The organism is Azorhizobium oxalatiphilum (assembly GCF_014635325.1).
GTDB lineage: Bacteria > Pseudomonadota > Alphaproteobacteria > Rhizobiales > Xanthobacteraceae > Azorhizobium > Azorhizobium oxalatiphilum.
Genome location: NZ_BMCT01000006.1, coordinates 78,290 through 102,783 on the forward strand (window position 1 = coordinate 78,290; position 24,494 = coordinate 102,783).

Here is a 24,494-nt window from a genome sequence, read left to right on the forward strand (position 1 = left end):
ATCTCAGCCCGCCGTGGTGACGGCGGCGGAGAACAGATAGCCGCCGTTGCGCACGGTCTTGATGAGCTGCGCCGCGTCAGGCGAGACGGCAGCGAGCTTGCGGCGCAGGCGGCTGATGGACACGTCGATGGTGCGGTCGAACGGATCCGCCTCGCGCCCGCGCGTCCAGTCCAGCAGCTGATCGCGGGAAAGCACGCGGCGGGGGCGCTGGATGAAGCAGGCCAGGAGATCGAACTCCGCCGACGTCAGCCCCACCTCCGCGCCGGCAATGGTGGCGAGGCTGCGGGCGTCCAGATCCGCCACCAGCCCGGCGAAGGCGAACTGCCGCCGGGGCGGGCCGTCATCCACCACGCTGGCCGCCGCCCCGCTCCGGCGCAGCACGGCGCGGATGCGGGCCAGAAGCTCGCGCGGATTGAAGGGCTTCGCCAGATAGTCGTCCGCCCCCACTTCCAGCCCGACGATGCGGTCGATGTCATCGCCCTTGGCGGTGAGCATGAGGATGGGCAGATCGCCCCGCGCCCGCAGGCGGCGGCAGATGGACAGGCCATCCTCCCCCGGCAGCATGATGTCGAGAATGACCAGATGCGGCAGCGCCTCGGCGAGGATGGCATCCATGCTGCGGCCATCCTCCGCAAGCCGCGTGGCATAGCCCTCGCGGCCGAGGAAATCCGCCAGCAGGGAGCGGATCTCGGCATCGTCCTCCACGATGAGGATGAGCTTTTCCGGCGGCGCCGAGGGAAGGCCGGATGCGGGAGGGCTGGCGCTGGAAGGGCTGGCGGTGGACATGGCGCCACTCTAGGGGCGGCGGCGATCAAGGCAAATGGAAGCGGCGGGCCGTTACAAAACGTTACGTCGAACCGCTGCCCTGCAATGTGCCTGCGATGTCCGGCTGCGATCGTGTCCTCACCGAAATCACAGATCGAGAGGCACGACATGACGACCTCCCCCGTGACGACCTCCCCCGTCTCCCCTGCGGCCACCCGCGCCCCACACCTGCTGGCCGCCGGCGCCCTGCTCGCCATCGCCGCCCTGTTCGGCGTGCAGGCGGCCGAGGCTTCCTCCTGGAGCCGCGGCGGCACCGTGGCCACGCCGTATGGCACCTATACGGGTGCGGTTGCCGGCGCCTGCGGCGGCGGCTCGTGCAGCCGCACCGCCGTCGCTGCGGGTCCCTATGGCGGCACCGTGGCCCGTTCCGGCAGCGTCACCCGCACCGCGCCCGGCGCCTATTCCTATTCACGCACCACGGTTGGCCCCTATGGCAACAGCGTGACCCGGAGCGGGTCGGTCAGTCGCTACTGACCGCCGCCGGCCGGGCCGGAACCGCACGCCCCCTTCCGGCCCGGTCTTTTCCCTTTCCCGACCCCTCGGAGTTTTCCTGATGATCAGCCCGTCACCTATCAAGCGCCGGTTCCGTCCGCGCGACCTTCTGCTGCCGGCGATGATCGCCGCCCCGGCGCTCATCGCCGCCCTGTCCGTTCCTGCCCACGCGCAGATGAACGGACAGGCGCAGCAGGCGATCCAGAAGGCGTGCGGCGCCGACATCCAGAAACTGTGCGCCGGCGTGCAGCCCGGCGGTGGCCGCATCGTCCAGTGCATGAAAGCCCATGAGGCGCAGGTCTCGGAGGGCTGCAAATCCACCATGGCGGCACTGAAGGCGCAGCGGGCGCAGTAAGGCGCGCTTCATTCCGGACAACGCCCGCGCATTCCTGCGCGGGCGTCCGTTCTGATCAGATACTCAGTTCTTCCCGCGTAGCGCCGGATCGCCATAGCCACCGCCCGTGGGGGTGACGATGATCACTGCCTCGCCGGCCTCCAGCAGGGTCTGGTCGCAGCCTGCCAGCGCCTGCATGGTGCCGTCGTTGCGCCGGACATAGCCCTCGCCCAGCGCGCCCGGCTCGCCGCCGCGAAGGCCGAAGGGGCGCACGCGGCGGTGGGAGGAGAGCAGCGCGCATTCCATCGGGGTGAGGAAGCGGATGCGGCGATAGGTGCCCCCGCCCGCATTCCACTGCCCCTTGCCGCCCGAGCCTTCACGCACGTGAAAATCCTCCAGCAGCACGGGGAAGCGCGTCTCCAGCACCTCCGGATCGGTGAGGCGGGAATTGGTCATGTGCACATGCACGCCGTCGGTGCCGTCGAAGCCGGGACCGGCGGGCGAGCCGGAGCAGATGGTCTCGTAATACTGGTAGGTCTCGTTGCCGAAGGTGAGGTTGTTCATGGTGCCCTCGGAGGCCCCCATGGCATCCAGCGCCCCGAACAGGCAGTTGGTGACGGCCTGCGAGGTCTCCACATTGCCCGCCACCACCGCCGCCGGATAGCGCGGCGACAGCATGGAGGCCTCCGGCACCACGATGCGGATGGGGCGAAGGCAGCCGGCATTCATGGGGATCTCATCCTCCACCATGACGCGGAACACATAGAGCACCGCCGCGCGGGTGACGGGCTCGGGCGCGTTGAAATTGGTGGGCTGCTGCGGCGAGGTGCCGGTGAAGTCCACGGTCGCCTCGCGCGCCTCTTTGTCCACGCTGATCTTCACCTTGATGACCGTGCCCTGGTCCATCTCATAGGTGAACTCGCTGTCCGACAGCCGGTCCAGCACCCGCCGCACGCTCTCGGCGGCATTGTCCTGCACGTGGCCCATATAGGCCTTCACCACATCGAGCCCGAAGGTGGCGATCATCTTGTTGAGCTCGCGCACACCCTTCTCATTGGCGGCGATCTGCGCCTTGAGATCGGCGACATTCTGCACCGGGTTGCGGGCCGGGTACTTGGCGCCGGTGAGCACGGCGTTCAGTTCCGCCTCGCGGAAATGGCCCTGATCCACGAGCTTGAAGTTGTCGATATAGACGCCTTCCTCCTCGATGTTGGTGGCCAGCGGGCTCATGGAGCCGGGCGCCACGCCGCCCACATCCGCATGGTGGCCGCGCGAGGCGGCCCAGAACAGCAGCTCGGAGCCGTCCGCATTGAACACCGGCGTAACCACCGTGATGTCGGGCAGATGGGTGCCGCCATTATAGGGCGCGTTGAGTGCGAACACGTCGCCGGGCTTCACGTCGCCCTTGTTCTCGCGGATCACGGTCTCCACGGAGCGGTCCATGGAGCCCAGATGCACCGGCATGTGCGGCGCGTTCGCCACCAGTTCGCCGGTGCCGGAGAAGACGGCGCAGGAGAAGTCGAGACGCTCCTTGATGTTCACCGAATAAGCGGTGTTCTGAAGCGTCACGCCCATCTGCTCGGCGATGGACATGAAGAGATTGTTGAACACCTCCAGCATCACCGGATCGGCCTTGGTGCCGACAGCTCCCGCGCGCTCCAGCACTTCGGTGCGGGTGAGCAGCAGATGGTCCTTGGGCGTCACTTCCGCACGCCAGCCGGGCTCTACCACCACGGTCTGGTTGGGCTCGATGACGATGGCCGGCCCCTGCACCGCCATGCCGGGACGGAAGTCCGCGCGCAGCACCACGGGCGCGTCATGCCAGGCGCCGCGCGAGAAGAAGCGGGTGCGCAGCGTCTCCTTGGGGGCTGAGCCGTCGAGCGCCTGATCGGGCTCGGCGATGCCCGCGCCGCCGCCGGAAGACTGCACCTCGATGGCCTCCACCACGACGGGCTTTTCCGGCGAGATGAAGCCGAACTGCGAGCGGTGCTTGTCCTCGAATTCCGCCGTCATGGCGGCCACGTCCGCCAGCGTCACCGGGAGCGCGGTGTCCGTGCCCTCGTAGCGCAGGTGGAGCTTCGCCTCATTGGTCACGGCATCGCCTGTGACGCCCTGGCCGGCGATCTCCGCCATGGTCTCGGCCGTGAGCGCATCGCGCAGCTGCTCAATGGCCGGCAGCGCTCCCGCCTCCAGGCGCGCCCCCACCGCCTTGGTGCGCAGCGCCCGGATATCGGCGAGGCCCATGCCATAAGCGGAGAGCAGGCCGGAGAAGGGGTGGATGAGCACGGTCTTCATGCCCAGCGAATCCGCCACGAGGCAGGCGTGCTGGCCGCCCGCGCCGCCGAAGCAGTTGAGCGCATAGCGGGTCACGTCATAGCCGCGCTCGACGGAAATCTTCTTGATTGCGTTGGCCATGTTCTCGACAGCGATGGTGACGAAGCCGTCCGCCACCGCCTCGGGTGCGCGGCCGTCGCCGATCTCCCCCGCCATCGCCTCGAATTTTTGCCGCACGGCGTCGGCATCCAGCGGCGCGTCCTGCGCCGGCCCGAAGATCTTCGGGAAGAAATCGGGGATCAGCTTGCCCAGCATCACATTGGCATCGGTGACGGCCAGCGGGCCGCCGCGCCGGTAGCAGGCGGGGCCGGGATTGGCGCCGGCGCTGTCCGGGCCGACGCGGAAACGGGCGCCGTCATAATGCAGGATGGAGCCGCCACCCGCCGCCACCGTGTGGATCTGCATCATGGGCGCGCGGATGCGCACGCCGGCCACCTCGGTATCGAAGGCCCGCTCCAGCTCGCCGTCGAAATGGCACACGTCCGTGGAGGTGCCGCCCATGTCGAAGCCGATGATGCGCGGCAGGCCCGCCAGCTCGCCGGTCTTGGCCGCGCCCACCACGCCGCCGGCCGGGCCGGAGAGCAGGGCATCTTTGCCCTGGAACAGATCGGCGGCGGTGAGACCGCCGGAGGACATCATGAACATCAGGCGGATGGCGGTGCCGGTGGCGTCCCTGTCCGCCCCCAGCTCGTCCGCCACCTGCTTCACGTAGCGGCGCAGGATGGGCGAGAGATAGGCGTCCACCACCGTCGTGTCGCCCCGGCCCACCAGCTTGATGAGCGGCGACACCTCATGGGAGACGGAGACCTGCGCGAAGCCCATCTCGCGCGCAAGGCCGGCCACCATGGCCTCGTGCGCCGGATAGCGGTAGCCGTGCATGAAGACAATGGCCACCGCGTCGATGCCATCAGCCTTGGCAGCCTCAAGGCCCGCCCGCACGGCGGCGAGATCGGGGGCCTGCTCCACCGTGCCGTCGGCGCGCACGCGCTCAGCCACTTCCAGCACGCGCTCGAACAGCATGTCCGGCTTCACGATCTTCTTGGCGAAGATCTTCGGGCGCGCCTGATAGCCGATCTTGAGCGCATCCCTGAAGCCGGAGGTCGTCACCAGCAGCGTGCGGTCGCCCTTGCGCTCCAGCAGGGCATTGGTGGCCACCGTCGTGCCCATCTTCACGGCAGAGACCAGCCCTGTGGGGATGGCCGCGCCCGCCTTCAGGCCCAGCAGTTCGCGGATGCCATGCACCGCCGCGTCCTTGTAGGCCTCCGGATTTTCCGAGAGCACCTTGTGCGCCACCAGCGCGCCATCGGGCTTGCGGCCGACGATGTCGGTGAAGGTGCCGCCCCGGTCGATCCAGAATTCCCAGGTGGCGCGAGCTTCCGGCGCGGGGGTGGTCATCGGGGATGCTCCTTGCATGGCACGCTCTTTGCGTCACGGGAGGGCCGGCATTCCGCAGCAGAACACGCGTGCCGGCGCCTGATCTCCCTTCGAGCAAAATCACGCGGCCGACAGCTCGTCAACGATTTGTTGACAAGACATGAAAATGACACAAACTTGACGCGGTTTCGACACTTCGGCTGCCGGCTTCCCACGCGATCGGGAGCGATCGTCTTGCACGGCCGGGCGACCGGCGGCATGAAAGCAGGCGTCGGCGCTGCCGGCACGGAAGCGGAGTGCCCCCATGACCAAGCGCGCGACAGACGACACCATAAAGCCCCCGCCGGGCCTCTCCATCGTGTCTTCCGCGCATCTGGCCGAGGGCGCGCTGCCGGCGCTGTCCGAGGTGGAATTCGGCCTCAACATGATTTCCCACGCCTATGGCCGCTGGATGGTCCGCTGCATGGCGGCGGCGGGCGTGCCGGACCTCTCCGCGCTGGACGTGCAGGTGCTGCACCATGTGGTGCATCGCGACCGGCCCAAGACCATCGCCGACCTGTGCCTCGTGCTCGATGTGGAGGACACCCACCTCATCACCTATGCCGCGAAGAAGCTGCAGGCGCTGGGCCTTGTCTCGGCGGGCCGGCGCGGCAAGGAGAAGACCCTGTCCGCCACCGCCGCCGGCACCAAGGCCTGCGCGCGCTATCGCGAGGTGCGCGAGGCCCTGCTCTCCACGGCGGTGGCCGCCACTGGCATCACGCCGGACAAATTGTCGGAGCTGGCCGCCGTGCTGCGTGCCCTCTCCGGCCATTACGATCAGGCCGCCCGCTCCGCCGCCAGCCTGTGAGGGCGCACCGGAGCGTGATCGCGCACCGCATGGCGTCGCGCCGCCGGGCGTGGAATCATGGGGACATGAGAGGATGGTTTCACCCATGAGGGGCACGCGCGGCTTCGGCGGACGTCCGCACACCGGCGGCTGGCACCCGATCGCCCGCCGGCTGGCGCTGCTTCTGCTCGCGCTGCTGGTGGCGATGGGTGTGACGCCGGCCGCCATGGCCTGCGCGCCGTCCGGCGTGGCGGGCAGCCAGGCAGCCGGCGTGGCGACGCACCATGCTCATGGGATGGACGCCGCCGCGACGGCAGCCGCCCCCCATCCCGCAGCCTCACACGCCGCTGCCTCCCATGCCCCTGCCTCACATGGCCCCGTCTCACATGGCCATGAAGGCCCGGCCGCCTGCGGCCATCTGAGCTGCCCCGCCTGTCTTGCCCGCCTGCCGGGCGCGCCGGAAGCGCCATCCGTGGCCACCCGCGCCCAACTCATGCTGCACGGCCTCGCGCTGCTGCCCGCCGGCATCACCCCCGCGCCGCCCCGCGCGCCGCCCAGAGCCGCCTGACGCTCCCGCGAACCAACCGCCGCAGGCGCCCCGCGCCACGGCACACTTTCGCCTGAGGGCCGGCCGCGCCGGACCCGTCAGAAGGACATGGTCATGACCTCTTTTCACCTGAACCGCCGTGCGCTGCTGCTGGGCGCGCTCGCCAGCAGCGCCCCCGCTTTCGCCACCGCCCGCGCGCAGCCCGCCGGTTCGCCGCCCACCGGTTCGCCACCTCAGGCGCTCGCCGTCACCCGCCGCACCATCGAGGTGAACGGCAAGGCCGCCAGCGTCTATGGCCTCGGCCGGGAGGATGGCGCGCCCGGCCTCGTGCTCGATGCCGACAGCCGCTTCTCGGTCGCCCTCACCAACAAGGGCGATGCGCCCACCCTCGTGCACTGGCACGGCCTCACCCCGCCATGGGCGCAGGATGGCGTGCCGGACCTGCCCGCCCCCATGCTCGCGGTGGGCGAAACCCGCACCTATGATTTTCCGTCAGGCCCGGGCGGCACCCACTGGATGCATGCCCACACCCTGCAGGAGCAGAGCCTGCTCGCCGCCCCGCTGATCGTGCGCACCGCCGCCGACCGTGCGGCGGACGAGCAGGAGGTGGTGGTGCTGCTGCACGACTTCTCCTTCACCCCCGCCGAGGAACTGCTGGCGCGCCTGCGCGGCCCCGCCGGGAGCGCCATGAGCCATGGGGGCATGAACCATGGAGCCATGAACCACGCAGGGATGAACCACGGGACCATGTCGGGCATGGCCGGGATGAACCATGGCTCAATGAACCATGGTTCGATGAATCATGGCGGCGCGTCTCATGCCGGCATGTCTCACGGCGCGGGCGGCATGGACCTGAACGACATCGAGTTCGATGCCTATCTCGCCAATGACCGCACGCTGGATGATCCGCAGGTGGTGCGGGTGGAGCGCGGCGGCCGGGTGCGCCTGCGGCTCATCAACGGCGCCACCGCCACCGCCTTCACCCTCGACACCGGCGCGCTGGAGGGCCAGCTCATCGCCGTGGACGGCCAGCCCGTCGTCCCCGTGACGGGCCGTCGCTTCCCGGTGGTGATGGGCCAGCGCATCGACCTGCGCCTCACCCTGCCGAAGGATGGCGGGGCCTTTCCGCTGCTGGCCCTGCGCGAAGGCGCGCGCGAGCGCACCGGCCTCATCCTCGCCACGCCCGGCGCGGCGGTGGCGAAGATCCCCACCTCCGGCAGTGCCACCGGCCCGGTGGTGGACCTCGCGCTGGAGGAGAGGCTGTGGGCGGTCGATACCCTGCCCGTGCTCAAGCCGGACCGCCAGCTGGCGGTGTCGCTCTCCGGCGAGATGGCGGGCTATGACTGGCGCATTGGCGACGGCGCGCCGCTCACCGTGAAGCGCGGCGAGCGGGTGGAGATCGCCATGCGCAACACCTCCATGATGATGCATCCCATGCATCTGCACGGGCATCATTTCCAGGTGGTGGAGATCAACGGCAAGCGCGTCTCGGGCGCCATGCGCGATACGGTGGCGGTGCCGCCCATGACGAGCGTCACCATCGCCTTCGATACCGGCAATCCCGGCCGCTGGCCCTTCCATTGCCACCACCTCTACCACATGGTCGCCGGCATGATGTCGTTCGTGGCCTATGAGGGCGTCGGCTGAGCGGCCGAGGGGTGGGGCCGAACGGCCCCGCCCGGGCCGCCTCATGGGAAGGTGATTTCCGCCCGCCCCGCACCTGTCCCTAGGATCGGCGGCGATGATGTCCTCAGGTCTCTCGCGCCGGACCTTCTCCGGCGCCCTTCTCACCGGCCTCGCCGCCCCCGCTCTGGCGCGGGCGGCGGATGCCCCCGCCGACGCCGTCCGCGACGCCATCCGCCATCTGGACCAGCTGCATACCCTTCAGGTCCAGCGCGGCGACGCGGTGGTGGTGGCGCAGGTGCGGCGCGGGCCGGGGCTCGCCCGTCCCGCCAACATCAAATCCTGCTCCAAGAGCCTCGTCGCCTTGCTGCTCGGCACCGCCATCGCGCGCGGCGAGATCGGGGACGTGCACGCCCGGCTCGCCGATGTGGCGCCCCGCCTCATCCCCGGCGATGCCACGGCGGGCGTGGGCGATCTGACCATGGAGGATCTGGTGACGCTGCGCGCCGGGCTCGCGCGCACCTCCGGTCCCGGCTATGGCGGCTTCGTCTCGGCGTCCAACTGGGTCTCCTACGTGCTCACCCGCCCCATGGAGGACCAGCCCGGCGGACGCATGCTCTATTCCACCGGCACCACCCATGTGCTCGGCGCGGTGCTCGCCACCGTCACCGGCAAGAGCCTGCTGACGCTGGCCCGCGAACGGCTGGCACCCGCCGTGGGCGAAACCTTCGGGCCGTGGACGCAGGACCCGCAGGGCTTCTATCTCGGCGGCAACGACATGGCGCTGACACCCCGCGCCATGCTGCGCCTGGCCGTGCTGATGCGCGACGGTGGCCGGCACGACGGCCGGGAGCTGCTGCCCGCCGACTGGCTCAAGGCCTCGCTTACCCCGCGCACCCAATCCCCCTATTCCGGCCTCTCCTACGGCTATGGCTGGTTCCTCAGCCCCTCGGGCTATGTGATCGCGCGCGGCTATGGCGGGCAGATCATCGCCGCCCATGCGGAGCGCCGCATCGCCGTGGCCATCACCTCCGATACCGGCCGCCCCGCCCGCTCCGAAGGCTATTTCGGGGATCTCATGCAGCTGCTGGACGGCCCCGTGCTTGAACTGGCCTGACCTGTGTCCTCGGGAACACATGTCCGTGTAGCCACTACGGGCCACGGCATCGTTTTCCGCCGGAAAATCGCCGTTCGCAGGCTCCGGTCCGGCAACCATGGAACCGATCTAAATCATCGCAGTTGCGCGACTTTGTTGATCTCCCTAGACCGAAAAAAACCGTTGCGCGGGGGAAAACGCGGTTCGGACTTCAGGTGGCTGGTGTGGACAAACTCAATCTCGGAAAACTGGCGGCTGCCTTCACGCAGATGCGGCCACGGCTTGAGGCGGCGGCCCGCGCCCGCACCGGCTGCCGGGCCACCGCCGAAGACCTGATCCAGGATACCTGGCTCAAGCTGGAGGCCAGCTCCACCGATCAGCCGATCAGCAATCCCGGCGGCTTCATCGCCCATATCGCGCGCTACACGGTCATTGATCACCTGCGCAAGGAACGCCGCCGCAGCGAGATCGACGCGGAAGTCTCCGGCATCCTGTGGGACGGCATGGACGAGGTGTCGCCCGATCGCGTGCTGGACGGCAAGGCCCGGCTGTGCGCGGTGCTGAACGCCCTTCGGGAAATGCCCGAGCGCACCCGCACCATCTTCCTGATGAACCGCCTCGACCGCGTGCCCCATCGCCGGATCGCGGAACAGTTCGGCATCAGCGACGAGGCGGTCTATTATCACATCCGCCGCGCGCTGGAGCGCCTCGCGCAGGTGCGCGACGCCGAGAAGGACTGAAGAGCCCGGAAGGACTGAAGAGCCCGGCGCCAGCGACGGAACAGCGCGCAAAGCACTGGGCACCGGAGGGGCTGCTCGGGTTATAAGAACGAAATGCCGATCCCGGCCCACCCGCCAACCAGCCGAACGCATGGACGACCGACGCCAACGCCAAGCGATCGACAAGGACCCGACGATCGACCGCGGCATCGCCCTTGATGCGCGCGACTGGATCGTGCGCCTGACGTCCGGCGATGTCAGCGCGGCCGAGCTGGCGCAGTTCCGGCAGTGGTGCGCCCGCTCGCCCCAGCACCAGCGCGCCTTCGCGCAGGAGCGGGCCTTCTGGCACGAGCTTCAGGGCCTCGGCAGCACCGCCCCGCAGATGGCCGGGCCTCGGGCGCGCCCCGCGCGCATGGGGCGGCGGGTGTTTCTGGCCGGCACCGGCGCCGCAGCGGTGGCCGCCTCCGCAGCCCTCGTCGCGCCCCGGCTGGAAGCATGGTGGCAGGCCGATTACACCACCGCCATCGGCCAGCAGGCGGAGATTGCTTTGCCCGACGGCTCCATCGCCAATCTGAACACGGACAGCGCCATCGCGCTGGCCTTCTCGCCCACGTTCCGGCTGGTGCGCCTCCTGAAGGGCGAAGCGGAATTCACCGTCCGCCCGGACGCGTCCGCGCCCTTCCGCGTGGCGGCGCTGGGCGGCAACAGCGATGCCACCGGCACGGTCTTCGCGGTGAAGAGCTTCGGGAACCTCGCCACCGTCACGGTGTCGGAAGGCGCGGTGCGCGTGACCGGCCCCGCCGCCCCCGACGCACGCCCGGACGCCGCCGCCGGCATACTGCTGAGCAGCGCTCAACAGACCTCCTACCACCCCGGCGCACCGCCCGCCCCGGCTGCGCCGGCCGATACCGGCATGGCGCTGGCGTGGCGCAGCGGCCGGGTGATCTTCGAGGGCCGCCCCTTCGCCAGCGCCATCGACGAGCTGGGCCGCTACGTGGCCGAGCCCATCATGCTGGGGCCGGGCGTGGCGCGGCAGGAGCCGGTGAGCGCCATCTTCTCCACGGCGGACGCGCTTTCGGCGGTGGAGGCCGTCGCCCGCACCCAACATCTGACCGTGCGCCGCATCCCCCGCGTGATGATCCTCATCACCTGAAGCGCACTTTTTTCGAAAAATCGCATCCAGCCCTTTAGGCAATCGCGCCCCTCACCCGGCATGGAGATGAAGGGCCTAAGGCCTGACGTCCATCAGACCCTTCGATCCGCGCCCCGATGGGCGCGCCATTCAAGGGAGTCTGGGCAAGATGGCGGATGCAGGTGCAGGACGCGGGATCAATCGGGGCGTGCACGGGCGCTTTCTGGCGGCCCTGATGCTGGGCTCGGCCTTGTCCATCGGCCTCGTCCCCGGTGTTCTGCCCGCCCACGATGCCACCGCGCAGGCCGCCCGCACCCACGCCTTCAACATTCCCAGCCAGCCGCTCAACACCGCGCTGCGCCAGCTGGCCGAGCAGTCGGGCGTGCAGATCGCCTACCAGACCTCCATCGCCTCCGGCACCACCGCGCCTGCGGTGAGCGGCACCATGAGCGCCGAGGCGGCACTCGGCCGCCTGCTGGCGGGCACGAGCCTGCGCTACAGCTTCAGCGGCACCAACACCGTCACCATTCTCGGCCCGCGCGCGGCCGCCGACCCGAACTTCAGCAGCGACGGCTCGCTGCTGTTGAGCGAAGTCACCGTCTCCGGCGAGACCGCCACCGGCCCGGTGGATGGCTATCGCGCCACCATGAGCGCCACCGGCACGGGCACCGGCACGCCGCTGCGCGACATTCCCTATTCCGTGCAGGTGGTGCCGCGCGACCTCATCACCGACCGCCAGACCACCAGCCTCACCGAGGCTCTCCAGAACGTGCCAGGGGTGCAGATGGACAGCACCGCCGCCAATCGCGGCGACACCTACATCATCCGTGGCTTCCAGGCCCCCGCCTATGCCATCGACGGCATCATGATGGGCGCTTCCGCCGACCGGCCGGAGACCTTCCTCGACCTCGCCAATGTGGAGCGGGTGGAAGTGCTGAAAGGCCCCGCCTCCGCGCTCTACGGGCAGGCGCAGCCGGGCGGCGTGATCAATATCGTCACCCGACAGCCCACGAACGTGTTCGAGGCCGATGCCTCGGCGCAGGTGGGCAGCTTCGGCTTCTGGCGCGGCCAGAGCTCCGTTTCGGGCCCGCTCACCGCCGATGGCACCCTCACCGGCCGCGTCACCGGCGCCGCCCAGACCGAGCAGGGCTTCCGGGGCAGCGAGCGCATCGCCACCCAGCGCCAGTTCGGCGGCACGGCCCTACGCTGGCAGCCCAACGACAGCACCCGCTTCACCTTCGGCCTCGATTATACCAGCGGCGAGCAGCCCTATGATCGCGGGCTCGTGGTCTCGCCGGGCATCAACAAGGTGATGCTCCCGCGCGACCGCTATCTGCACGAGCGCTGGTCGCAGGTGCATGCGGAGAAGCTGCGCCTCGCGCTGGGCTTCGAGCATGAGCTGAACGACTGGCTCAAGGTGAAGGCCAACCTGCGCTATGACGACGGCCTGTCCCGCGACACCGGCATCGACCTGCAGGGCCTGCAAGCGGACGGGCGCACCATGCGCCGCCGCTGGAACGACCGCACCGAGGACACGCGCGGCATCGACGCCCGGCTGGAGGCGGAAGCCAAGTTCAACACCGGCAGCATCGGCCATACGGTTCTGGCCGGCTTCCAGCAGACCAGCTCCGAAATCAATTTCATCAATTCGCGCGGCAATATCGCGTCCATCGACATCTATTTCCCGGTCTACGGCGCGCCCATGACGCCGCTGACGGCGGCCGCGAATTACATCGCCAAGATCAACACCTCGTCGGTCTATGTGCAGGATCAGATCAACCTCACCGAGCAGTGGAAGCTGCTCGGCGGCCTGCGCTACGACCAGACCACCCAGACCACCCAGCAGTTCATCGGCAGCGCCACGCCGGATATCGATGAAGCCGCGCTCACCAAGCGCTTCGGCATCGTCTACCAGCCCACCGAGGCGCTCTCCCTCTACGCCAGCTATGCCGAGAGCTTCACGCCTCAAAGCGGCCTGACCCGCGACAATCAGGGGCTCGATCCGGAGGAGGGCGAGCAGTATGAGGCCGGCGTCAAATACGACGTCATCCCCAACCAGCTCACCGCGACGCTGGCGGTGTTCCAGATCACCAAGCAGAACGTCGCCACCACCGATCCGACGGATTCCGATTATTCCGTGCTCACCGGCGAGCAGCGGGTGCGCGGCGTGGAGCTGGACCTCTCCGGCGAGATCACCCCCGGCTGGCGCATGATGGCGTCCGCCGCCTATCTCGATGCCAAGATCACGCAGGATGAGGACTATGCGGTGGGCAACCGCCTGACCGGCGTCCCGGAATGGAGCGGCGCCTTCTGGACCACCTACGAGTTCCGCGACGGCCCGCTCAACAAGCTGAAGGTCGGCGGCGGCGTCACCTTGGTCGGCGTGCGCCAGGGCGATCTCGACAACAGCTTTTCCGTGGGCGGCTTCTACACGCTCGACCTGATGGCCTCCTACAAGCTCACCGATAATCTTGAGCTGTCGGTCATCGGCAAGAACATCACCGACCAGAACTACATTCTGGCGCCCGTCACCCGCAACGAGAACTATCCCGGCGCGCCCATGAGCGTCCTCGCCCAGATCAAGACCACCTTCTGACCGGGATCGCATGAACCGGGGCGTCGCCGCAGAGCTTGAGGACGTCACCTTCCGCTACGGCGCCCATGCCGTGCTGGCGGGCGTGAGCCTTGCCGCGCGCGCCGGCGAGATGCTGGCCATCATCGGCCCCAATGGCTGCGGCAAGAGCACGGCGCTCAGGCTCATGGCCGGGCTGCTGCGTCCGGCGCGGGGCGAGGTGCGGGTGGAGGGCGAGCCCGTCGCCCGCCTGCCCCGCCGCCAGCTGGCCCGGCGGCTCGCGCTGCTGGCCCAGTCCGGCGGCACGCCGGCGGGCATGAGCGTGGCGGATCTGGTGGGCATGGGCCGCTACGCCCATGAGAGCTGGCTCCGGCGCCAGACGCCGGACGACCGCGCCAAGGTGGACGCGGCCATGGCCGCCATGGAGATCACCCGGCTCGCGGGGCGGCGGCTCGGCGAACTCTCCGGCGGCCAGTTGCAGCGGGTGCGCATGGCCATGGTGCTGGCGCAGGATGCACCCATCCTGCTGCTGGACGAGCCCACCAACCATCTCGACCTGCGCCACCAGTATGCCTTGCTGGACGTGGCGCGCGCGCAGGCCCGCGCGGGCCGCTGCGTGGTCGCGGTGCTGCACGATCTCACACAGGCCAGCCTCTATGCCGACCGCATCGCCCTCATGCATGAGGGGCGGCTGGTGGCCGAGGGCGCGCCCGGTGCGGTGCTCACCACCGCCGCTATCGAGCAGGTCTATGGCGTGCGCACCCGCGCCATCGATGTGGGCGGCACGGTGGTGCATCTGCCCGAGAGCGCCCTGTCGTGAGGCCCGCCCTCGCGCTGCCTCTGGCTGCGGGCGGGCTGCTCGCCTTGTGTGCCCTGCACCTGTGCGTGGGCGCCCGGCCGTTGTCGCCCGCCATCGTGCTCGATGCCCTCACCGCCTATGATCCGCAGGACTACCGGCACGTGGTGGTGGTGCGCCAGCGCCTCACGCGGCTGGTGGTGGCCCTCGGCGTGGGCGGCATGCTGGCGGTGGCGGGCTATGTGCTCCAGAAGGTGTTGCGCAACGACCTCGCCTCGCCCTCCACCCTCGGCATCAATGCGGGGGCCGCCGCCTTCTGCGTGCTCGGCCTCTATCTGTTCGGCCTGTCGGGCACGGCGCTGTTCTGGCCCGCCTTGCTGGGGGCGGTGTCCTCGCTCGCCTGCACCTTCGCCGCCGCCGGCCTCGTGGGGCGCGGCAGCCGCGATCCCATCAATCTCGTGCTGGGCGGCGCCATGAGCGGCACCCTGTTTTCCGCCGCCGCCACCTTCGTCATGTCGCTCGATCCCGACCGCTTCGGCGATGTGCTGGGCTGGCTGGTGGGCGATATCGGCCTGTTCGACTACCAGTCGCTGCTCACCCTCTGGCCCGCCGGCCTGCTGGCGGTGGGCCTGCTGCTGATGCTGGCCCGCCCGCTGGACCTCATCGCGCTGGGCGCCGAGCAGGCCGCAAGTCTCGGCGTCGATCCCCGCAACGCCCAGCGCCTCGCGCTCGCCGCCTGCGTGCTGCTGGCGGTGTTGGCCGTCACCATCGCCGGCCCCATCGGCTTCGTCGGGCTGGTGGCGCCCCATGTGGTGAAGCTGCTGGTGGGGGAGACCGGCGCATGGCCCATCGCCCTGTCCGGCCTCACCGGCAGCGCGATGGTGACGGGGGCCGACATCCTCGCCCGCCTGCTGCTCGCCCCGCGCCTGGTCAATGTGGGCACCGTGCTGGCCCTGTTCGGCGGGCTCGCCTTTCTTGGTCTGGTGCTCATCGTGCTGCGGCGGCGGGCGGCATGAGCGGGACGCGCTATCTCTCCGCCGGCGCCCATGTGCACCTGCCCTTCGCCCTCCGCTTCCTCGCCATTCTGGCGCTGCTCGGCCTGCTGCTGGCGGGCGCGATGCTCTGCGGCCTCTGGCTCGGCAGCACCGACCTCCCCTTGTCACGCATCCTGCGCTGGCTGCTGCCCTTCGGCCCGGCGGATGCGGACACCGCCGCGCTGATGCAGCTGCGCCTGCCGCGCGTCATCGTCGCGGTGCTGGGCGGCGCCATGGTGGCGGCGTCGGGCTATCTGTTGCAGGTCATCTCCGGCAACGCCCTGGCTGATCCCGGGCTGCTGGGCATCTCGCAGGGCACGGTGGCCACCATCCTGCTCGGCGGCGTGGTGTTCGGCGTGCCGGCCGCGTGGCTCGCGCCGGCGGGCCTTGGGGGCGGGCTGGCGGTGGGCGCGCTGGTGTTGCTGCTCGCCGCCCGCCTGCAGGCGGTCAACGGGCTGATCCTGATCGGCCTCGCGGTCAGCATCAGCCTCGGGGCGGTGGTGGAGATCATCATGGTCAGCGGCGGCATCGACCAGTTCGTGCGCTACATGAGCTGGTCGCACGGCACGCTCACAGCCGCCTCCATGGCGGATGCCGCGCGCCTTGCCGGCTGGGCTCTGGTGCTCGCCATGCCGCTCGCCGCAGCGCCGCGCGCCATGGCGCCGCTTCTGCTCGGCTCCGCGCAGGCCGCCAGTCTCGGTGCCGCGCCCCATCTCTCGCGCCCGCTGCTGACGCTGCTGGCCGCAGCCCTGGTGGCGCCGGTGGTGGCCATCGCCGGCCCCTTCGCCTTCCTCGGCCTCATCGCCGCCCACACGGCGCGGCGGCTGGTGGGGGACCGGCCGGGCGAGGTGCTGCCCGTCACCATGCTCACCGGCGCGCTGTTGCTGCTGGCCGCCGACATGGCGGGGCGCACCCTGTTCCTGCCCATGGTGGTGCCGGCGGGGCTGCTGGTATCGGTGGCAGGCGTCATCGGCTTTCTGGCCGTGGCGCGGGCCGTGCCGCGATGAGCCGCCTCCTGCCCGCCCTGCTCGTCCTGCTGCTCCTCGCCGCCGGCGCGCGCGCACGCGACATCACCGACCATGAGGGCTATCGCGTCACCCTGCCGGATGCCCCCCGGCGCATCGTCTCGCTGCATGACTGGACGCTGACCGTGATGGCGCACGAGCTTAACGCGCCGCTTTTGGCCAGCACCGGGCGCCTCGGGCCGGATGGCGTCCCCTTCATGCGCGGCGCGCGGGAGCTGTTCGGGCTCGACTTCTCGCAGGTGGCGCTGGCCGCCATCTTCGGCCGGCCGGACCTCGAACACATCCGCAGCCTGAAGCCGGACCTCATCCTCGCCAACAGCGGCGACAACACGCCGCTCAGGGCGCAGCTTGCCACCATCGCGCCCACCCTCATGTTCGATGCGGAAAGCGGACGCCCGCCGCTCGCCCTTTATGCCGATCTCGCCGGCTGGCTCGGCCGCACGGCGCGGTTCGAGGCACTGAAGGCGGCCTATGAGCGGCGCCTCGCCGAGGTGCGCGCCCGCATCCTGCCGCCGGGTGCGCCCGCCCCCACCTATGCGGTGATGCTCATCAATCCACGCGATGGCACGGTGCAGGTGGTGCGCACCTATGGCGTGCTCACCACCGCGCTGGATGATCTCGGCTTCCGCCCCATGCCCATCGTCGCCGGCATGGGGCGCAGCAACCGCATGACCATCAGCCCCGAGCTGATCGACGCGCTGGATGCCGACATCCTCTTCACCACCTATCTGCCGCCGCGCCACGGCGGCGTGGAGGAGGTGAATGCCGATATGGACCGCATCGCACCCGGCGCCCGTGCCACCATGAAGGCGTTCGCAGCCGGGCGGGTGATCAATTTGCCGCGCTATGAGGTCTATCCTGTCAGCTTCCGGGGCCTTCACAGGGTGCTGGAGGCCATCGCGGCCACCGTTCACGAGACCGGCAGCACGGGAGACGCGCCATGAGCGGCGCCATGGAGCGGGCGAAGCAATGGGCCCGCCGCATCAAGCGGGACGTGGTGGCGCTCTGGATCGCCGCCCGCGATCCGCGCACGCCACTGGCAGCCAAGATCGTGGCCGCCATGGTGGCCGCCTATGCCCTGTCGCCTGTGGACCTGATCCCGGATTTCATCCCGGTGCTGGGCTATCTGGACGATGTGATCCTGGTGCCGCTCGGCATCCTGCTGGCCGTGCGCCTCATCCCCGCGCCGCTGATGCAGGAATACCGTGCGGCCGCCGCAGCCCGCGCCGGCCGTCCGCGCAGCCGCACGGGGCTGGCGGTGATCATCCTGATCTGGCTGGCGCTCGCCGCCGGGCTGGCGGTTTGGCTCTGGCAGGCAAGCTGGCTCTGGCAGGTGATCTGACGGGGGCGTCGCCGCCCCCGTCAGACATTCAGAACTTCAGCGAGAACTGGGCGCTGAAGGCGTTCTGCGCGGCCGCACCCGCCAGCTGGCCGGTGTAATTGACCTGCAGCGTGGCGATGTCGGACAGGTCGTAGGCCAGGCCCGCGCCCACCAGAAGCGCATCCTCCGCCACCGGCACGCCCGACACCTGGAACGGCAGCGCGCCGTTCTGGAACACCATGTTCGCCACCGGCGAGGTGTCGCCGAAGGCATGCTGCCAGCCGATGCTCGCGCTCGGGGTCAGCACATGGCCACCCAGCGTCATGGTGGTCGCCGCCCGCAGGCCGAGCGTGGAATAGACCGTATCCATTGAGCCGGTGTTCACGTTCAGCCCAGCACCGGACATGGTGAGGCCGTTCTCGCTCAGCGAACCACCCGAGACGTTCACATAGGCCAGCCCGGCGAACGGCTCGAAGGAATAGGCGCCCACATCCACGCCATAGCCCACCTCGCCGAACACCTGCGTGGTGCCCACCGTGTCGCCGCCCTTGGCCGAGCCGGCAAAGCCCGGGAACAGCATGGTGCGGCTGACCGAGATGTCGTGCCACGTGTAGGACAGGCCGCCGCGCAGGGCGAAGGCGCCGAACTGGCCGCCCGCATAGAGGCCGATGTCGTAATTGTCCATGGAGCCGGACGAGCTGCGCGCGCCCACGTCGAACCGGGTCTGGCTGAACCCGGCCACGAGGCCCGCCCGCACGCCGTCCGTCACATTGACGTCGAGGCCGCCGAACACGCCGCCGACACTGCTGGAGATGGAGGCCGCATTGCCGTTGCCGAAGGCATTGCCCCAGCCGCCATAGCCCTGCATCCACAGCGTGGGCGTCAGTTCCTGGCTGAGCTGCGCGGTGGCCGGACCGGCCGCCTTGGAGGCATAGGCCAGCGGCCCCGTGCCGGCGGGCGTCACCGATTGCCGCAGGCGCGTGCCCACCGCATCGCGCAGATAGACCGCCTCCTGCTGGATCACCGTGCCCACGGAGGCATAGATCTCGCCGGAGAGCTGGTCGAAGGCCGGCGCGACCGAGCCCTGCGGCAGGCCGACGATGGCATCGAACACCGCCGAACCCGAGCCCAGCGCCTGCGCCGCCACCGCCGTGCGGTATTCGTTCGGCGTGACGGCGTAGGTGGAGAAGTCGATGCCCGAATAGACCAGCGTCAGATAGACGTTCTGCGCGTCATAGGACAGCTCCGGCGCGAGGAACGCGTAGTTGGAGGACACGCTGCCGAAGGTGCCGGTGAGCGTGCTGCTGGTGGTCAGGATGGTGACGGTGCTGTTGGCCTCATAGCGGCCCGGCGTGGCGTTCACCGCCACACTGGCGCCGGACGACAGCGTCACCGCACCGGTGGCGGTGATGAGATCGTGCTCACCCGCAGGCGTCACGTCCACCAGATAGACCGAACCGGAGTTGAACGTCACCGGGCCAGCGACGGTGATGGTGCCCGGCGAATAGCCGGGAGCCGCCGTGCCGCCGGCATTCACCGTCAGCCCGCCGATCGTCGCGGAGCCGCCGATGGTGCCACCTGAGTTCACCGTGAAGGGCGAGGTGGTGGTGGACCCGTCGACGAGCGTCACCACCGACTGCTCCACCGACACCGCGCCCGTATAAGGCGAGGAGAACAGCACCGTGCCGCCGCCCATGAAGGTCACGGCACCCGCGCCGGTGATGGCGCCGGTGAAGGTGTAGGTGTCGGAGCGGTTGAACACCAGCGTGGCGTTGTTCACCACATCGCCGACGATGCCGCCCGTGGTGCCGCCATTGCCGATCTGGAGCGTGCCGGCGTCGATGGTGGTGAGGCCGGTGTAGGTGTTGTTGCCGGTGAGGATCAGCAGACCCGCGCCGGTCTTGGTCAGCGCGCCCTCGCCGGAGATGACGCCGGAGAGCGTCAGCGTCTGCGAGGGATCCACCTCCACCGTGGCGCTCAACGGGCCTTCCGCCCGCGTGAACCGCTCCCGTGTCACCAGCGTCACGGCCCCGCCATAGGTGAAGGTGCCGCTTGCCCGCAGGGTGGCGTTGTCGCTGAGGGTCAGGCCGCCGGTGCCGAGCGCCCCGGCCTGCGCGATCTGAAGCGTGCCGTTGTTGACGGTGGTGCCGCCCGCATAGCTGTTGGCGCCGGTGAGCGCCAGCGTGCCCCAGCCCTGAACGGTCAGGGCGCCGGTGCCGGAAATGGCGCCGGCGAAGCCGGTGTCGCCGCCAAGCTCGAAGGCCAGCGTGCCGTTGTTCACCACATCGCCCAGGATCGAGCCGTTGGTGACGCCGTCGCCCAGTTGCAGGGTGCCGGCGGAAATGGTGGTGCCGCCCGTATAGGTATTGGCGCCGGTGAGGATGAGGGTGCCGTAGTCGGTCTTCTCCAACCCCGACGTGCCGGTGAGCACAGAGGCGATGGTGGCGTAGGTGCCCGCCCCTTCCAGCGTGCTGTCGCCGACGCGGATCACGGGCGCCGCACCACCGGTGCCGACGAGGGCGAGGTCGCCGCCGGTGATCAGATAGCCGCTGGTGACGAACTGCATGCCCGTCGCCGAGACCTGCCCGCCGGTATTGTCCACCGTCACGGTGCCCGGGCTGCCCTGGAAGATGGCATAGCCGGCGTTCCAGGCCTGCGGAACCGTGGCCGAGGCATTGGTCCAGTTGGTCTGTGCCGCCGCCGTCCAGGTCCCGTCGCCGCCGAGCACCGTTCCCGTGGCTGTGGTGTTGCTGCCGTTCCAGAACTGCAGGGTGGACTGCGCATCCTCGATGAAGAGGTTGACCTCGCCGACGACGGAGGTCTGCAGGCCGCCCAGATAGCCGGTAGGCACGTTGCCGACGACCATGCCGTCATCGGTCAGCGTGCCGCCATAGCTGAAGATATGATAGAGGCCGACGCCGAAGCCGGTGGTCGCCCGCGCATTGAGCGTGCCGTTGAGCGTCAGATCACCGAGTACATTGAAGACCGTCCCGTCGGAGGGCGCGCCCAGCGACACGCTGACCACCGCGCCGGCGGAGAGCTCAAGCGCGCCCATGGTGAGGCCGCCGGCCCCCGTGCTCCCCAGGGCGCCTGCCAGGCCACCGCCGGAGAGCACATACACCGTCTGCGCGATGCTGCCGGTTCCGGACAGGCCACTGCCGCTCTCGACCGTCACGTCGCCGGCAAGGCTGCCGTCAACCTTCAGGGCGCCGCTGCTCACCGTGGTCGGGCCGGTAAAGGTATTCGCGCCGGACAAGGTGAGGGTGCCCGCGCCGGTCTTGGTCAGCTCGCCCGTGCCGGTGATGGCGCCGGAGAAGCTGCTGCTGGCATTGTTGCCACCCGTGGTCAGAGTAATGCCCCTCGTCGCGCGCGACACGGTCTGATCCATGAACACCACGCCGTCGCCGGCCAGCGACCCGATGGTCTCGCTGGCCCGGAGCGTGAGCTGCGCGCCGGTGGCCACCGTCACCGCGGAGGTGTCGGCCAGCGCCGCCCCGCCATTCGCGACAAGGGTGCCCGCATTCACGTTGGTGGCGCCGGTCGCGGCGTTGGTGCTGTTGATCCGCAGCGTGCCGGTGCCGGTCTTGGTGAGCGAACCGTCACCGGAGATGTCGCCGTAGACCCACACCGTGACGCCGTCGTCCACCTGGAAGGTGCCGCCGCCCGCGCCGGCGACCGCCGCCAGCGAGACGTCATGATCGATGGAGGTGTTGCCGCCGACCTCCAGCGTGCCCGCGCCGCTCAGGGCCAGATTGCCCTGGCCGAGAGCCGCTTCCTCCGAAATCTGCACCGTGCCGCCGGCAATGGCCAGCGTGCCGGTGTAGGTGTTCTGCCCGGTCAGGATCAGCGTGCCGGTGCCGAGCTTGGCGATGTTGCCGCCGCCGCTCAGCACGCCTGCATAGGTCAGGTAATCGGAGCGGTTGAACTCCAGATTGGCGTTGTTGACGATATCCCCGCTCACCGCACCCGAGGTGCCGCCGTTGCCGATGGACAGCGTGCCGGCGGAGATGGTGGTGGTGCCGGAATAGGTGTTGTCGCCGGTCAGGACGAGCGTGCCGGCGCCGATCTTCTCAAGGCCGGTGCTGCCCGCGATCACCGCCGAGATGGTGGCCACCGTCGGGGCGCCGACCACCTCCACCGTCGGGGCGCTCGACGAAGTTGAGCTGGTGGTGCCATTGAGCGTCAGCTCATCCCCGGCGATCTCGTAGCCGGTGGTGAGGAAGCGCAGCTTCTTCGCCGATACCGCCCCGTTCGCATCGTCGATCGTCACCGTCCCGGCGGTGCCGGAGAAGATGGCCGAGCCGTCGTTCCAGGCCCGGTTGGTGGTGCCGGAGGAATTGGTCCAGTTGGTGACGCCGCTCGCACCCGCCGTCCAGACGCCAGAGCCGCCGAAGACGCCGCTGTCGGCACCGCCGGTATAGGTGCCGTTCCAGTAGAGTCCGGACTGCACCACAAGGGTGAGCACGTGGCTCACCGCATTCACTGCGAGGGAATATTCATAATCCCCCGTGCCAGTGATGGTGCTGAAGCCGAGACCGTCAAAGCTGCCGGTGCTGTCATAGCTGACCAGCAGATAGGTGCCGTCGTCGAAGCCCGCGCTGCCGGTGATGTTCAGCGTGCCGCCGTTCACCTCCACGCTGTGCGCCGAGACCAGCGCAGTGGCGGACGGCGCGCCGAGAGTGACGTTCCAGGCGCCCCCGGTGAGGCTGAAATTTTCCGTCACGGTGAGCGTGTTGCCGGCCAGCTCAAGCACACCGGCGGTCTGATGATAGCTGCCCTGGACGTTTACGGCATTGGCGAGACGCAGCGTGGCCCCGAAGTTGTTCAGCCGGGACCCGATGACCTCCACATCGTCATTAAGCAGGATGTTGCCGGCAGCGAACCCGATGTTTCCGCCGCTCGCGCTGGTGATCGTGCCCTTGTCGGCCAGCCCGATGCCGCCGCTCGTGCCGGTCAGCGTGCCGAACTGGCTTCCGCTGCCGCCGCTGAAGGTGATGTCGTAGATGGAGTTATGGAGGATATTGCCCGCGATGGTGCCGGAATTTTCGATCTGGCCGATGACGCCGGCCTGGTCGACGGAGATGGCATAGGTCTCCCCTCCCTTGAGCAGGCCTGTGTTCGTGATTGAGGTCAGCGTCCCGCCCACATAGATCCCGACGGAACCGCCGGAGATGGTTCCGTTGTTGATCAGCGTATCGATCGTGGCGCCGCCCATCGCCGCAACAGCGACGCCCGAATTGACGGTGATGAGCGTGCCGGCATTGGTCAGCGTGCCGATGCGCCCGCCGCTGCCGACCTCAAGACCACCTCCGTTTTGCGAGGTGATCGTCCCGCCGGACTCGTTCGTGAACGTCCCTATGTAGCCGGCGTTCCCGCCACTTGAAGTGAGGGAAACCACAAGGAGACTGGCGGACATGTGCCCGCTATTGGAGACGGTCTCGATCGTTCCAGTACTATAGATACCCATCGAGTTGGAGGTGATCGTTCCCGAATTATCCAGCGTGCCGATCGACCCGCCATCAGTCCGCAAGCCGATGTAGTCGCCATTGATGGTGCCGGCATTGACCAAGGCACCGATTCGCCCCTGATTCCGCACGCCGGTATTGGCGGAAATCATCCGGCCAGCGTTGCTCTCCAGCCGCGTGATGGTGCCGGTGGAGGCATTGAATATGCCCGAGACACCCGTCGAGCGGCCGCCCGTGTTCTGCCCCTGGATCGTGCCGCTGTTCGTCAGCGTCTGGATGAGGCCGGTATTGATGATGGCCGCGAGCGTATCATTGGCGCTGTTATTGTTGTGGGTCGCCGATCCCGCGATCAGGCCGTAGTTCAGCAGCGAGCTGATGGTGCCGCCGAGATTGGCCACGCCCGCAACCGAGTTGCCATTGACCGTGCCGGTCAGCGTGCCGCTGGCGCTGATCGTGGCGCTGATGCCGTTGAGCAGCGAGCCGAGCTGCGCGCCCGAGCGCACCACCACGCCGCCGATGACATTATCCGTGACGCCGGCCGCCGCGCCATCGATGCTGCCGGCGCTCTGGATAGTCCCGTAATTGTAGAGCTGCCGCATGACGGCATCGTTGGCGATCCGCACGCCGGCGACCGCCTGGCCGGTTCCGCTGCCGATGGTCGCGGTGCTGGAAATCCGTGTCGTGGTGCCGTTCACCTGCAACGCGCCGTTTCCAGCGCCCGAATAGCCAAGCGCATAAAGATCGGTCCCGGAGACGTTGACCGAAACGCCACTGGAGATCGTAAGATTCGACGTCCAGTTGATGCAGGACGTGGTGCTTACATTGATTGTAACCGACGACTCTTGGGTACAGGCTGCTTCGACGCGGGTCGGATTTCCAAGGCAGGCGGCGGTCGCGAGCAGCGACACACCCATCATCAACTTGCCACGAGTCACGCGATTACGCGCGCTATAACGCAAATCTACCTGCAATGGAGCCC

The 24,494-nt window shown here is 69.1% G+C and carries 17 protein-coding genes; 14 read left to right on the forward strand and 3 right to left on the reverse strand.

The window, feature by feature from the left end:
- Positions 1 to 3: 3 nt before the first annotated feature.
- The gene (locus IEW24_RS19135) at positions 4 to 786 is read right to left on the reverse strand and encodes a response regulator (RefSeq protein ID WP_188581625.1); all 783 of its coding nucleotides are present in this window, start codon (positions 784 to 786) and stop codon (positions 4 to 6) included.
- 147 nt (positions 787 to 933) lie between these two features.
- Between IEW24_RS19135 and IEW24_RS19140 the strand changes: the two genes are divergently transcribed.
- Both IEW24_RS19140 and IEW24_RS19145 read left to right on the forward strand, forming a co-directional pair.
- Positions 934 to 1,299, forward strand: coding sequence for a hypothetical protein (locus IEW24_RS19140; RefSeq protein WP_244644544.1), 366 nt, complete (start codon positions 934 to 936; stop codon positions 1,297 to 1,299).
- A gap of 79 nt (positions 1,300 to 1,378) precedes the next feature.
- Positions 1,379 to 1,672 (forward strand): cysteine rich repeat-containing protein, encoded by a 294-nt coding sequence (locus IEW24_RS19145; protein ID WP_188581627.1) that lies wholly within the window; start codon positions 1,379 to 1,381, stop codon positions 1,670 to 1,672.
- 63 nt (positions 1,673 to 1,735) lie between these two features.
- On the opposite strand, the gene IEW24_RS19150 is transcribed toward IEW24_RS19145, so the two are convergent.
- Positions 1,736 to 5,380: a hydantoinase B/oxoprolinase family protein gene (locus IEW24_RS19150; RefSeq protein ID WP_188581629.1), complete on the reverse strand. Its 3,645-nt coding sequence runs from the start codon at positions 5,378 to 5,380 to the stop codon at positions 1,736 to 1,738.
- Positions 5,381 to 5,663: 283 nt separating this feature from the next.
- On the opposite strand from IEW24_RS19150, the gene IEW24_RS19155 reads away from it, so the two are divergent.
- The 12 genes from IEW24_RS19155 (at position 5,664) to IEW24_RS19210 (ending at position 18,071) form a co-directional block, all read left to right on the forward strand.
- Positions 5,664 to 6,206, forward strand: coding sequence for a winged helix DNA-binding protein (locus IEW24_RS19155; protein WP_188581630.1), 543 nt, complete (start codon positions 5,664 to 5,666; stop codon positions 6,204 to 6,206).
- Between the two features lie 85 nt (positions 6,207 to 6,291).
- Positions 6,292 to 6,753 carry a hypothetical protein gene (locus IEW24_RS19160; RefSeq protein WP_188581632.1) on the forward strand — a complete coding sequence of 154 codons (462 nt, stop codon included), beginning with the start codon at positions 6,292 to 6,294 and terminating at the stop codon, positions 6,751 to 6,753.
- A 93-nt stretch (positions 6,754 to 6,846) separates the two neighbouring features.
- Positions 6,847 to 8,379, forward strand: a complete 1,533-nt coding sequence (locus IEW24_RS19165; protein WP_188581634.1) for a multicopper oxidase family protein — start codon at positions 6,847 to 6,849, stop codon at positions 8,377 to 8,379.
- A gap of 94 nt (positions 8,380 to 8,473) precedes the next feature.
- Entirely contained in the window at positions 8,474 to 9,472 is a 999-nt protein-coding gene (locus IEW24_RS19170; protein WP_210324253.1) for a serine hydrolase domain-containing protein, read from the forward strand.
- A 203-nt stretch (positions 9,473 to 9,675) separates the two neighbouring features.
- The gene (locus tag IEW24_RS19175; RefSeq protein WP_188581637.1) at positions 9,676 to 10,191 is read left to right on the forward strand and encodes an RNA polymerase sigma factor; all 516 of its coding nucleotides are present in this window, start codon (positions 9,676 to 9,678) and stop codon (positions 10,189 to 10,191) included.
- Positions 10,192 to 10,321: 130 nt separating this feature from the next.
- A complete protein-coding gene (locus IEW24_RS19180) occupies positions 10,322 to 11,323 on the forward strand; it encodes a FecR family protein (protein ID WP_188581639.1) in 1,002 nt (333 codons plus the stop codon).
- Positions 11,324 to 11,471: 148 nt separating this feature from the next.
- A complete protein-coding gene (locus IEW24_RS19185; RefSeq protein ID WP_188581641.1) occupies positions 11,472 to 13,898 on the forward strand; it encodes a TonB-dependent siderophore receptor in 2,427 nt (808 codons plus the stop codon).
- Between the two features lie 10 nt (positions 13,899 to 13,908).
- A complete protein-coding gene (locus tag IEW24_RS19190; protein ID WP_188581643.1) occupies positions 13,909 to 14,694 on the forward strand; it encodes an ABC transporter ATP-binding protein in 786 nt (261 codons plus the stop codon).
- Positions 14,691 to 15,686, forward strand: coding sequence for a FecCD family ABC transporter permease (locus IEW24_RS19195; protein ID WP_188581645.1), 996 nt, complete (start codon positions 14,691 to 14,693; stop codon positions 15,684 to 15,686). Before IEW24_RS19190 ends, IEW24_RS19195 begins: the two co-directional genes overlap by 4 nt.
- Positions 15,683 to 16,711, forward strand: coding sequence for a FecCD family ABC transporter permease (locus tag IEW24_RS19200; RefSeq protein WP_188581648.1), 1,029 nt, complete (start codon positions 15,683 to 15,685; stop codon positions 16,709 to 16,711). Before IEW24_RS19195 ends, IEW24_RS19200 begins: the two co-directional genes overlap by 4 nt.
- Entirely contained in the window at positions 16,708 to 17,673 is a 966-nt protein-coding gene (locus IEW24_RS19205; RefSeq protein WP_188581650.1) for an ABC transporter substrate-binding protein, read from the forward strand. The genes IEW24_RS19200 and IEW24_RS19205 overlap by 4 nt, the downstream gene beginning before the upstream one ends.
- The gene (locus IEW24_RS19210; RefSeq protein WP_188581652.1) at positions 17,670 to 18,071 is read left to right on the forward strand and encodes a YkvA family protein; all 402 of its coding nucleotides are present in this window, start codon (positions 17,670 to 17,672) and stop codon (positions 18,069 to 18,071) included. Before IEW24_RS19205 ends, IEW24_RS19210 begins: the two co-directional genes overlap by 4 nt.
- A 28-nt stretch (positions 18,072 to 18,099) precedes the next feature.
- Here the strand turns inward: IEW24_RS19210 and IEW24_RS19215 are convergent, their stop codons facing one another.
- Positions 18,100 to 24,423, reverse strand: coding sequence for an autotransporter domain-containing protein (locus IEW24_RS19215; protein WP_188581654.1), 6,324 nt, complete (start codon positions 24,421 to 24,423; stop codon positions 18,100 to 18,102).
- Positions 24,424 to 24,494: the final 71 nt, after the last annotated feature.